General features: G+C 61.9%; 13 protein-coding genes. 3 read left to right on the top strand and 10 right to left on the bottom strand.

Going from position 1 to position 11,432, the window contains the following annotated elements:
• Positions 1–10: 10 nt before the first annotated feature.
• The 4 genes from GTP45_RS10395 to queE are packed head-to-tail and all read right to left on the bottom strand — an operon-like array spanning position 11 to position 2,556.
• On the bottom strand, positions 11–952 hold the full coding sequence (locus tag GTP45_RS10395) for an alpha/beta fold hydrolase (protein WP_161014185.1): 942 nt from the start codon (positions 950–952) through the stop codon (positions 11–13).
• A gap of 40 nt (positions 953–992) precedes the next feature.
• Positions 993–1,478 (bottom strand): tRNA adenosine(34) deaminase TadA, encoded by a 486-nt coding sequence (tadA, locus tag GTP45_RS10390; RefSeq protein ID WP_161013797.1) that lies wholly within the window; start codon positions 1,476–1,478, stop codon positions 993–995.
• The gene (queD, locus tag GTP45_RS10385; RefSeq protein WP_161013796.1) at positions 1,468–1,917 is read right to left on the bottom strand and encodes a 6-carboxytetrahydropterin synthase QueD; all 450 of its coding nucleotides are present in this window, start codon (positions 1,915–1,917) and stop codon (positions 1,468–1,470) included. Before queD ends, tadA begins: the two co-directional genes overlap by 11 nt.
• Before the next feature lie 3 nt (positions 1,918–1,920).
• Positions 1,921–2,556: a 7-carboxy-7-deazaguanine synthase gene (gene queE / locus GTP45_RS10380; protein WP_161013795.1), complete on the bottom strand. Its 636-nt coding sequence runs from the start codon at positions 2,554–2,556 to the stop codon at positions 1,921–1,923.
• A gap of 140 nt (positions 2,557–2,696) precedes the next feature.
• Between queE and GTP45_RS10375 the strand changes: the two genes are divergently transcribed.
• Both GTP45_RS10375 and GTP45_RS10370 read left to right on the top strand, forming a co-directional pair.
• Positions 2,697–3,461 (top strand): sensor histidine kinase, encoded by a 765-nt coding sequence (locus tag GTP45_RS10375; RefSeq protein WP_161013794.1) that lies wholly within the window; start codon positions 2,697–2,699, stop codon positions 3,459–3,461.
• Positions 3,462–3,512: 51 nt separating this feature from the next.
• On the top strand, positions 3,513–4,472 hold the full coding sequence (locus tag GTP45_RS10370; protein ID WP_161014184.1) for a sensor domain-containing diguanylate cyclase: 960 nt from the start codon (positions 3,513–3,515) through the stop codon (positions 4,470–4,472).
• Here the strand turns inward: GTP45_RS10370 and GTP45_RS10365 are convergent.
• From GTP45_RS10365 to GTP45_RS10350, 4 genes are read right to left on the bottom strand one after another with little or no spacing between them, the layout of a single operon-like run.
• Positions 4,469–6,184, bottom strand: a complete 1,716-nt coding sequence (locus GTP45_RS10365; RefSeq protein WP_161013793.1) for a DUF4214 domain-containing protein — start codon at positions 6,182–6,184, stop codon at positions 4,469–4,471. The two genes, GTP45_RS10370 and GTP45_RS10365, sit on opposite strands and share 4 nt — an antisense overlap.
• Positions 6,185–6,195: 11 nt before the next feature.
• Positions 6,196–6,627, bottom strand: a complete 432-nt coding sequence (locus GTP45_RS10360; RefSeq protein ID WP_161013792.1) for a hypothetical protein — start codon at positions 6,625–6,627, stop codon at positions 6,196–6,198.
• 4 nt (positions 6,628–6,631) lie between these two features.
• Complete coding sequence (locus tag GTP45_RS10355; protein WP_161013791.1) at positions 6,632–6,880, bottom strand: hypothetical protein; 249 nt, start codon at positions 6,878–6,880, stop codon at positions 6,632–6,634.
• On the bottom strand, positions 6,877–7,662 hold the full coding sequence (locus tag GTP45_RS10350; protein ID WP_161013790.1) for a DNA/RNA non-specific endonuclease: 786 nt from the start codon (positions 7,660–7,662) through the stop codon (positions 6,877–6,879). Before GTP45_RS10350 ends, GTP45_RS10355 begins: the two co-directional genes overlap by 4 nt.
• A gap of 320 nt (positions 7,663–7,982) precedes the next feature.
• On the opposite strand from GTP45_RS10350, the gene GTP45_RS29165 reads away from it, so the two are divergent.
• Positions 7,983–9,632 (top strand): methyl-accepting chemotaxis protein, encoded by a 1,650-nt coding sequence (locus GTP45_RS29165; RefSeq protein WP_161013789.1) that lies wholly within the window; start codon positions 7,983–7,985, stop codon positions 9,630–9,632.
• Here the strand turns inward: GTP45_RS29165 and GTP45_RS10340 are convergent.
• Both GTP45_RS10340 and GTP45_RS10335 read right to left on the bottom strand, forming a co-directional pair.
• Positions 9,574–10,761, bottom strand: a complete 1,188-nt coding sequence (locus GTP45_RS10340) for a glycosyltransferase (protein WP_161013788.1) — start codon at positions 10,759–10,761, stop codon at positions 9,574–9,576. The genes GTP45_RS29165 and GTP45_RS10340 overlap by 59 nt on opposite strands.
• Entirely contained in the window at positions 10,758–11,429 is a 672-nt protein-coding gene (locus tag GTP45_RS10335) for an HAD family hydrolase (RefSeq protein ID WP_229258403.1), read from the bottom strand. The genes GTP45_RS10340 and GTP45_RS10335 overlap by 4 nt, the downstream gene beginning before the upstream one ends.
• Positions 11,430–11,432 lie beyond the last annotated feature (3 nt).

Below are 11,432 nucleotides of genomic sequence, written 5' to 3'. Positions count from 1 at the left end.
AATATCTCTATCAGTGATGGGTGCCGCTGCCCGCGCGATGCGTGACGAGCGGAGGAAGTTCCGGCGTCATATTACCGTGCAGGTGCTGGTCGAGCAAGGCAAGCAGGCGCTCGATCAGTTGATGCGGCAGGTCGTGACCCATGCCCTCGATAACATGCAGGCTGGCGCCCGGAATCGCGTGCGCCGTATCGATGCCGCACGCCAGCGGCACCAGCGCATCAGCCGCACCGTGGATCACCATGGCCGGGCATTGAATCTTGCGCAGCAGCGCCGTGCGATCGCCGGAGGCGATGATGGCCACCATTTGCCGCGCCACGCCGTCCGGGCTGGCGCCGCGATCCACCGCGCGCTCGATATTGGCGCGCAGCACGCGCTCCGGCGTCGGGAATGCAGGGCTGCCAACCACGCGGTACACATTGATGATGCGATCGACCACCGCCTGGCGGTCATTCGGATCGGCGGAGCGCATCATCGCCGCACGCGCCGCCGCAGTCGGCCCCGGCAAGCCGCGCTTGCCGCTGCTGGACATAATCGAGGTAAGGCTCAAGGTGCGGTTGGCAAAGCGCGATGCAAAAATCTGCGCAATCATGCCGCCCATGGACATGCCAACCACGTGCGCCTTGGCGATGCCGAGTGCATCCAGCAGGCCGAGTGCATCGTCAGCCATATCGTTGAGGGTGTAAGCTGCGGACTGCCTGAGGCCAAGCAGCGATTTGAGGTAAGCCCATACCACGTTGGGCTTCTTGTATTGATGGAGTTTGCTGGACAGGCCGATGTCGCGGTTGTCGAAGCGGATCACGTAATAGCCCTGCTCCACCAGGCCATCGACCAAATCCTGCGGCCAAGCGATTAGCTGCATGCCCAGTCCCATGATCAGCAACACCGGCGGATCAAGTGGATTGCCGCTGGTTTCGTAAGCGATTGTGATGCCGTTTACTTGCGCGGTAGCCAAGGCCATCTCCCAATTCGTGTTGGGGTTCAGGATACCACTTTTACTCTTGCGCTGCGCGTTTGGCCGCCGCTGCCGCTGCGCGCCGCGCGGCAAAAAAATGCTTCAGCATGGCGCCGCATTCATCGGCCATGACGCCGCCGACGATCTCGGTGTGGTGATTCAACTGCTCTTGCCCGAACAGGTTGACGACCGAGCCGCAGGCGCCGGTTTTAGGATCACTGGCGCCGAACACCACCTTGCTCAGGCGCGCATGCATCATGGCGCCGGAACACATCACGCATGGTTCCAGGGTGACGTACAGCTCGCAGCCGGGCAAGCGGTAGTTGCCCAGTTTTTCTGCGGCGGCGCGCAGTGCCACGATCTCCGCGTGCGCCGTCGGATCGTGCTTGCCGATCGGCTGGTTGCAGCCGACTGCAATCACCTCGCCATCTTTCACGACGACGGCGCCCACCGGCACCTCGCCGAGGTTCCACGCTTGCTGCGCCTGTTCCAGCGCCAGCTGCATGAAATCGGTGTCAGACACCATCGGTAATCTCGGCCCAGCAGTTCGGGGTTTCGTGCAGCACCAGCTTGTGCAGGTGCAGGCCGGTGCCGTAGCGGTCTTTGTAGGCCGCATTCAGGATGCCGAACGCCACATGCGCCAGGTTTTCCACGGTCGGGATACGGTCGATCACCACGGTCTTGTGATTCGGCAGCGTAGCGAGGAAGTCGCGCACGGCAGCGTCTTTTTCGTAGACGATGAAAGCGTGATCCCAGACGTCGACCAGGTGTTCCTTGGCCAGCGCCTTGATGTCCGAGAAGTCCATGATCATGCCGTTGTCGGAATTGCCTTCAACGTCAATGATATTGCCGGTCAGGGTGATTTCCAGCGTGTAGCGGTGGCCGTGCAGGTTGCGGCACTGGCTCTTGTGGTCGGGAATACGGTGGCCGGCGTCGAATTCCAGCTTACGGGTAATGGTCAGCATTGCTTAGGGTATTTGTAAAAGTTTATGGGTTTGCAGGCTCAGTTTCCATTTCGGATTGCGCTTGCAGGTTTCGATCGCCAGTTTGGTATTGAACTCGGCCAGCGGGCCGTCCATGGCCTGCACGTAGAAATTCTCAAAGTCCAGCTGTTCGTACACCGACAGGTCTTGATTCGTTTGCGGAATGACGACCTTGATTTCGCTGCCCTTCTTGACTACCAGTTCGGAGCCCATTTTCGGACTGACGCAGATCCAGTCCACGCCTTCCGGCACCGGCAGCGTGCCGTTGGTTTCAATCGCGATGGTGAAGCCGACTGCGTGCATGGCGTCGATCAGCGGCTTGTCCAGTTGCAGCAGCGGCTCGCCGCCGGTGAACACCACGTACTTGCTGGCGGCGTAACTGGCCGGCCACAGCGCATCGATGGTTGCGGCCAGTTCCTGAGGCGTCTTGAACTTGCCGCCGCCTTCGCCGTCGGTGCCGACAAAGTCGGTGTCGCAGAACTGGCAAATGGCGCTGGCGCGGTCGCTCTCGCGGCCCGTCCACAGGTTGCAGCCGGAAAAACGGCAGAACACCGCCGGGCGGCCGGCGTGGGCGCCCTCACCCTGCAACGTGTAGAAAATCTCTTTGATGCTGTAAGTCACGATAGTTCCTGATAGGACAACCCTCAATTATATCTCACGCCACACTTTTCCGGGAAGCATCACTCAGTGTTGACATTTCACAATGCTTTCTCGGGGCAAGCGGGCTAAGGTGGCTTGTGGCCATCACAGGAAGATACACCATGAGATACGCGCCGCCTTTCCTTGAAATCGATATCTTCTTTGCCGGCGCTTGCCTGCTGGCTGGCGCCGCCTGCTTGCTGCTGCTGTGGTGGCGCCAGCACGCGCGCGACGCGCAGGCGCTGGCCGAAGCACAACACCAGAATAAACGGCTGGCCGCCAACCAGCAATCGCTGCGCGACGCCGAACGCCGCCGCATCGCCCGCGACCTGCACGACGACCTGGGCCAGCACCTGCTGGCGCTCGGCATCGACATCGGCGCATTGGCGGCGCGCCACCCGCAGCTGCAAGCGCCGCTGGCGCAGCTGGGCGAGCGCGTCCAGTGCGCTACCCGTGCCATGCGCGCCATCGTCCACGACCTGCCGGTGGAGGCGCTGGAATCCGGGCTGGAAGGCGCGGTTCAGCAGCAAATCGCCCAATTCTCGCGCCTGAGCGGCATCCGTTGCCGCCTCGACGCCGAACCCTCCGACTTTGCCGCCGCCCCGGCGGACAGCATGGAAAGCGTGGTCTACCGCGTGCTGCAAGAATCCCTGAGCAATATCGTACGCCATGCGCAAGCGTCCGAGGTGTGCGTCGGCCTGTGCCGGCATGAGCACTGCCTGAGCCTGACCGTGCGCGACAACGGTGTTGGCCTGCCGCAGCCGAACGCGCGCCAAGGCAGCGGCTTGCGCGGCATCGCACAGCGCGTGCGCGAGGCTGGTGGCCGCCTCGATATCGCCAGTGCCCCCGGCGCCGGCACGGCGCTCACCATGTCTTTCCCCATTTAATAACGACAAGAGGCGGCGTCCATGAGCGGAACCCAAAAAATCCAGCACCTGATGGAGTTCTCACAAGCAGACCAGCAGCACGGCTTTGCACTGAAGCTGATGGAGCTGCTGGTGATTCCCACCTTCGTGATCGACATCAGCGGCAAGGTCATCATCTGGAACCTCGCTTGCGAGCGGCTGACTGGCGTGCCGGCGTGGGAGGTGCTGGGCACCTCGGATCACTGGAAACCGTTCTACCAGGAGCAGCGCCCCACGCTGGCCGATCTGGTGATCCAGGGCCGCGCCGCCGAGCTGCATCAACTGTACCGCCAGCACGCGCGCCGCAACGATACCGACAACAATCTGTGCGCTGAAAACTGGTGCGATATGCCACGCGTGGGCCGGCGCCGCTATCTCGCGGCCGACGCCAGCCCCATCTTCGACAGCGACGGCAAGCTGGTGGCCGTGGTCGAAACCCTGCGCGACGTCACCGATGAAAAGCGCGCGCAAGTGGCGCTGGAACAGTTGGCCACGCGCGACGGCCTCACCGGCCTGGCCAACCGCCGCTGCTTCGACGACACGCTCAACGCGGAATGGCAGCGCGCCTTGCGCCAGCAGCAGCCCTTGTCCCTGCTGATGGTCGATGTCGACAACTTCAAGCAGTACAACGACGCCTACGGCCACCTGGGCGGCGACGAGTGCCTGCAACGGATTGCCACCGCCGTCTCCAGCGAAATGCGCACCAACGACCTGGTAGCGCGCTACGGCGGCGAAGAGTTTGCCGTGATCTTGCCGAATCAATCGCTGAAAGGTGCAGCCATCGTGGCGGAACGCATCCGCTGCCGGGTCGAGCAGCTGCGGCTGCCCAACCTGGGCAGCAAACAGCACGTGGTGACGGTGAGTATCGGCGCGGCGACCGCCCTGGCCGCGCCGGAGAATGATCCCAGCCAGCTGGTGGCAACGGCCGACTCGGCGCTGTATCGCGCCAAGCACATGGGCCGTAACCGCATCAGCCTGCCGGCGGTGGATTAGCCGATGAACGGCGTATAGGGAATGCCGACCGGGATAATGTCGTTCATCACCACGATATTCTCAGCCGAATCGGAGAAGCCCACCAGCACCGAAGCGCGGGTGCCGCCGTTATGCAGTGCATCGAGCCAGAAATTGAGGCCGAGCGAATCCGGGGCGCGGTGCAGCACGTTGTTGTACAGCGCCGTGACGAAAGTGGTGTCGGTGGCGTTGGCGCCGTAAATTGCAATGAACTCGGCGCTGTTGACGAAGCCGTTGGCGATGTCCACCACCCTGCCGCCGTGATCCAGTGCATTAATCCAGTAGCCCATGCCGCTGTCATCCGGGCCGCGGTTGAACATGGCGCTGTACAGGCGGTACACCGAGCCGGCAGCACCGACCTTGTCCAAGGCCAGCGAACCGTCCGAAAAATTCAAGCGCTCGACGCCGCTCAACAAATCGACGCCGCTATTGCCGACCTGGTCAATCAGCATGATGGCCGAGCCGCTGGTGCTCAGCTTGTAATTGGCGAGCTTGCCGCTCAAAGTCAGCGTATCGACGCCTGCACCACCGTAGATAATCTGGTTGCGGGCACTTACGGTCAGCGCATCGTTATTCGCCGTGCCCGATACCAGCGACGAGTAGTCCGATAATTGAATCGTGGCGTCGCTAAATTGCAGCTTGGCGATGCCAGTCAGCGAGTCGCTGCCGTCGCCGGTGATGGCCAGCGCGCCGGTCGTACCGCTCAGCGCGTAGCTGGAGAAAGCCTTCTTGAACACCACGGTGTCAGCGCCGCCGTTGCCGGTGATAGTGTCATTGCCGGCGCCTTCGTACACCACATCGTTGCCGGCGCCGCCAATAATCTCGTTGCCCGCGTCGTTGGCGTAGATGGTGGAGCCGCCGCTGCCCGCAATCGCGCGCTCGATGGTCACGTTGTAGGCGATTGAAATATTGTTGTAGGCCGGTGCGGTGGAGCTGAAGCCGCCCGCCTTCAGGTCGATTGACACCGCCGAGGTGCACGCCGAAAAATCGAAGGTATCGGTGCCGCCCGCATCCCAGATGCATTGCAGCGCCGAGTCGCGCACAAACTTGTAGGTGTCGGCGCCGGTGTGGTACGTCATATTGGCGCCGTACAGGTACTGGATCGCTTGTATGTCGTAAAGCATCGGCGTGATGCCGTAGTTACCGTGCAACGCGAAACCGGCGCCGGTGTTGTACGACATTTGCGAGAAGTTGATGTTATCGAGCGTGGCGGGCAGGAACGGGCCGTCGATATCGCCGCCGGTGGAATCGTAGTTACCAGGGTGCTTCAGACCCAGCGTGTGACCCAGTTCGTGGATCATCACCGCGATGCCGAAATCGCCATCGGCAAAGCTGAAGTTGTAGCTGTCCTGGTTATTGGTGAACAGGTAGGTCGGGTCCACGCCGTTCGGCAGGTAGGCGTAGCCGCTACTGGCATTGCCCTGATTGTTCGTGGCGAGCTGGATATTGCCGTTCGACGCCACCTCGGTGAAGGTAATGTTGGCGACCGCCGCCCACGCCGCCATCGCCTCGCGCGCTCCGTCCTTTTGAATTGCCGTCATGGCCTTAAAGCCGTTGGCGTCGTCATTGGTGGCGTCACTCGGCAGGCTGGTCATGAAACTGTAGCTCAGATTTGCCGCCACACCTGCTTTCGCATTCCAGCTGGTGGATACCAGGGCGTCGATGGTCAGAATACCGGTGGTCAAATTACTCATATCACTAATCGTTAGAATGGCAGGGGCGCGCGATCTGGGTCTACCCAATCGCGACGGGCGTGGGTGGAGAATAACACTTCCGCAGTCCAATATTCCAACAACCACGTTTTATTGCCGTACGGACTGGCCAACAGATGCTCGCATGCAACATGCAATGGTGTGCCGGCCGGTTGGCGCGACAGAAAATCGCGCACCGCCCGCAGCGACGCCAGCGTGATGGTGTGGTGGTAGCCGCCGGTATCGGTATTCGCGGTGCCGGTGGCTTCGTTGTAGGCGCGGATGATGTCCGGCATCTGCGCCGGCGCATCGATATCGGGCCGCGCCGCCAGCAGCCATGCGGCGGCGGCCAGGTGCGCGGCGTGAGTCCAGGCGGCCTTGGGCAGCGTGCGGTCCAGCAGTCCCTGCCCGATCGCGTGGATGTCCTGGTCGGAGTGGAAGTGCATATACTTACTCGAACGGGTTGGCGACGGTGGTGCTGGCGGCAGGCGGCAGCTGATCCGGCAGCGCTTGCTTTTCCAGCTTGTCCACCACGTCCGTCAGCAGTTGTTGCAGCGCGCGTGCGTCTGCCAAGCCAGCCTTGTCGGCAGTGAGGTCGATATCGCCGCTGATGGTGATGCGGTCGAGACGGTTCTCGATGCTCAGGCCGCCGACGTGCAGCACATCCGACTCATTTTTATACGGTACAAACTTGCTCATCCCTTGCTCCCGTCTTTGCGTTGTTTCACTTTCGGCAGGCGCAGCAGCACCTGCTTTTGCGCCGCCGATAGCGACGGCAGCAGATCGATGCCCACTTTATCCTCCAGCTGGGCGATGTTCAGCACCTCGTACTGGGCGTCGGCACGGTTCTCGATGAAGAAAGCAGCGCCGGCGCGCTGGCGCGGGCTGTACACCAGTTTATACAAATGGCTGGGCACCAGCACGTTGCCGATCTTTTGCAGATTGCCGCCGATGAAGGCCGGGCCGGTAATCACGTACAAATCGCCCTCCTTCTGCGCCAGCTTGCGTACCACGCCTTCGATGCCGGCCCAGATGTGGCGGTTGTTGTCGGCATCTTGCGGCACCATATTGGCCAGCGTGAAGCTCTCGTGCTGGGTGCTGCGGTCCGGCATATCGCCGTTGGGCGCCATGTGGCCGCGGTCGTAGCCGCTGCGCGCGTAGTCGGCCAATTCGGCGCGGGCGCGCGCCGGCAGGCGCGGCTCGGGATGGAAGGAATTTTCGCGCGACAGATTCTTCGCGGCTTCAATATTGGATGCGGTCAGGTGCTCGGCCGACCACAGCGGCGTGCGGGTGATCCCGGAGTGCATGACACCGAACACGCCGTAGCACAGCTCGGTGGTGGCGGCGGCCATCTTTTGGTTGCGGATTTCGGGCAAGCGGCCGTCGACATAGTGGGCTGGGCATTCGCCCGCCGAGGCCAGGCCGGCTGCCAGCAGCACGGGAATGGCAATGGCGGCGAGGGAGCGCTGAAACAGAGACATATCTTCCTTGAAACATTATAGTCGCTGCATTCTAGCGGAGCGCCGCGCAAACAAAAAGGGCCCCACCTGCACTGAGCGCGATCTTGAGCGCGTTCAGTGCTGGTGGTGGCCCCCTCGAAAACATCCAGCCCTACCAGAGGCAATGTTTTGTTATTTCTAATGCGACAACGCTGATGACCATTATACAGGATGGTTGTTGCTTGATCCACTCATATGTTCATCTTATTAATCAATATTGTTGGCTATGCATTATTTCCGGGCTACACTTTCTATGCTCACAGGCAACTACCTACACTTAAAATAGACCATAACAACCACTCATGAACATTAAAAACCTGAAGATTGGCCACCGGCTGACGATGGCGTTTTCTCTTACTACTCTACTGCTGGCGATTGTGGTCATTGTCGGCGCACTGGGGCTGCGCGCCACCAGCAAGGAAATCGATCTGACGATCCATGATCGTTACTTGAAAATCAGCTTGCTCAACCAGGCAAAGGATAACGTGGCCTTGCAATCGCGGATCTTGCGCGACCTGCTGCTCATCGATCCGGCCGAGGTCAATGCCGAATATGCAGGCATCACCGAGCGCAGCGCGGAAATCCGCAAGCTGCTCGATCAGTTGGGCAGCCTGCTGCGCGACCCGCAGGCGCTGGAGCTGTTCAAGCAATTGAACGACGCCCGCGCTGTCTACTCGCCGCTGCGCGACCAGATGATTGCCGCCGTCAAGGCCGGCGACAAGGACGCTGCGCGGACGCTTCTGCTGGAAAAGGTGCGGCCTGCGCACGCAGCCTACGTTGGATCGCTCGACAAGCTGGTCGCGTTCCAGGTGCGGCAGATGCAGGATTCCGGCGATAGCGCGGAGCACACTGCGGCCACTGCGAGCGCGCTGATGATCGCGCTGGGCGTGGCGGGCGCCGGCCTTGGCCTGTTTGCCGGCTGGTACGTGACCGGCACCATCGTGCGTCCGATCCGCTACGCCGTGCGCGTGGCCCGCACCGTGGCCGATGGCGACCTGAGTTCAGAGATCCAGGTTCGTACCCGCGATGAAATCGGCCAGTTGTCGGCCGCGCTGAAGGACATGAATGCCAGCTTGATTTCTATCGTCTCCGAAGTCCGCAAGGGCACGGATTCGATTGGCACCGCCTCGGCGGAAATCGCTGCCGGCAACTTGGATCTGTCCGAGCGCACCGAGCGCCAGGCTGGCTCGCTGGAAGAAACCGCCTCGTCGATGGAAGAATTGACTTCCACCGTGAAGCAGAACGCGATGAATGCGAATCAGGCCAATCAGCTGGCGATGTCGGCGTCAGACGTGGCAGGCAAAGGCGGCGCGGTAGTGGCGCAGGTGGTGGACACCATGGCCTCGATCAATGCTTCGGCGCGCAAAATTGTCGACATCATTTCCGTCATCGACGGTATCGCCTTCCAGACCAATATCCTGGCGCTGAATGCGGCAGTGGAAGCTGCGCGCGCCGGCGAGCAAGGCCGCGGTTTTGCGGTGGTGGCGTCCGAAGTGCGCAATCTTGCGCAGCGTTCGGCGGCGGCAGCCAAGGAGATCAAAGCCTTGATCGGTGACTCGGTCGATAAAGTAGATGCCGGCGCGCGCCTGGTTGATCAAGCTGGCGCCACGATGGAGGAAATCGTCGCCAGCGTGCGCCGCGTGACGGACATCATGAGCGAGATTGCCTTTGCCAGCCAGGAGCAGTTGTCCGGCATTGAACATATCAACGGCGCGATTACGGAGATGGATCAGACCACGCAGCAGAACGCGGCCTTGGTGGAGCAAGCCTCGGCGGCGGCGGTAACGATGCAGGAGCAGACCGGCCACCTGGTGAATGCGGTCAGTGTGTTCAAGCTGGAGGGCGAAGGCCGTGGCGCGCGCGTGTCGCACATCGGCGCGGGCCGCCGCAACGCTAAACCAATAGATGCTCTAGCCGCTCCGCAAGAACAGCATTCATCTGCTGTTGGCTGAAACCTTGGTGGCGCGCGGCGAAAGCACGCGCCGCATTGCGGTAGCTGTCGTCGCTGAGCAAAGGCTGTAGCGCAGCGCGCCAGTCCGAATCAGGCGTCAGCAGCGCCGCGTTGTAGCCTGCGCCGAGCATGGCGACGCGGCGCGCGGTGAGGAATTGTTCGGTGTGCGAGGGCAGCATCAACAACGGCACGCCGGCTAGCAGCGATTGCGCCAGCGTGGCCTCGCCGGCATGGCAAACGCAAAGGTCTGCCTCGGCCAGGGCGAACGGCAGCGATACCGGCGCATCCGCATACACAATGCGTTCATCCAGCACCGGCGGCATGGCGCCAGCCGCCACCTCTGGCACATACGCCAACACCCGGCAGCCCTCTTCCAACAAAGCCTTCAGCACAGCACCATGCGCCCGGTGCGACGCCTTCAAGTACGCAAACACCTTGCGGCCCTCGCCGGCCGCCTCCGGCCAATACGGCGGCAGGCCGCCCTCCGCTGCAAAGCTTGGGCCGAACCATTCCGCGTCGCAGCGCAGCTCGCAATGATCGAGTTCCGGCCATGTGCACAGCAGCGGCAGATCGCCCAAGAACACCTCGGCCGCGTGCTGGTATGGCTGCGCACCAAATTCCGCCAGCATCGCGTTGGCCGTCGCCAGCATGCGCGCCTCGGACGAAATCAAGCGCGCCTCCACGCCCTGCTGCCACGCGGGCAAAGGCTGTCCCGGCGGAGGACTAAAAAATCCATTCCCTACCGACGCACTGCGCAAGCCCATGCTGCGCGCCGCCAGCAAAGCAGTCGGCGCAAAATCGCCAACCACCAAGTCCGGCTGCAAAACCGCAAACAAGTCACGCCAGCCAGCGACCATGCCGCGCAACGCCGCCGGCTCCAGATAACCGCAATGAAAAACAATCTCCGCCAAGTTACCGGACGGCGGCAGACCTACTGCATCGTGCAGCCATACCGGCGCCTGCAACTTCGGCACATCCGAGTCCGCCAGCAAAGCATGCGTAGACATCAGATCCCGCAGACTCAAAGTCACGCGGTGGCCGCGGGCCAGCAAGGCCTGCGCCAACATCTTCAAGCGGCCAGCATGGCCTAGCCCACCGCCCAGTTCCCAGCAAAGATGGATATGGCTCATAGCAGCGCTTCCACTTCCGCCTGCACCTGGGCCATCGTATCGACCACGCGCCAAGCGCCGGGAAAATCATGATGGCGCGTCAGCGCATTGCGCAAAATGATGCAGCGGATACCGGCCGCAGTCGCCGCCTGCAAACCGCGCGGCGAATCTTCAATCACCAAGGCCTCGTCGGCCCGCACGCCCATGCGCTGCAAGCCAAGCAAATAGGGCTCTGGCGACGGCTTGCTGTGCGTGTACATCTCGTGCGTCAGGACGAATTCAAAGTGGCGCATCAAATCCAGCCGCTTGTGAATAATCTCAAAGTGATCCGCGTTGGAGCTGGTGACCACGCCCATGCGCACGCGCGGCGACAGCGCGGCCAGCGCTTCGGCCACGCCTTCGATAGCGGGAATATGTTCAAGCGCCAGCCGCGCCGCATAGCGCTGATTGCGCACGCCGCGCAACTCCCCGGCCTGCGCCTCCGACAAACGCGGTTCCAGCAAGTGCCACGCGCCGCAGTTATCGGCCAGGTACCAATCGAAGAAGTGCTGCGCGCTCAGCTCCAGTCCCAATGGACGGAACAACTCCCGGTTAGCTTCGTAAAAAAGCTGCTCCGTATCGACCAGCACACCGTCGTTGTCCCACAAAATCGCCCGCAGCATCGTCCACCTTCCGTCTAAAGAAGGCATTGT

This window comes from Duganella rivi (genome assembly GCF_009857435.1).
Lineage (GTDB): Bacteria > Pseudomonadota > Gammaproteobacteria > Burkholderiales > Burkholderiaceae_D > Rugamonas > Rugamonas rivi.
Note: the sequence above shows the minus strand (reverse complement) of the source record. Positions and strands in the feature narration are given on the sequence as shown.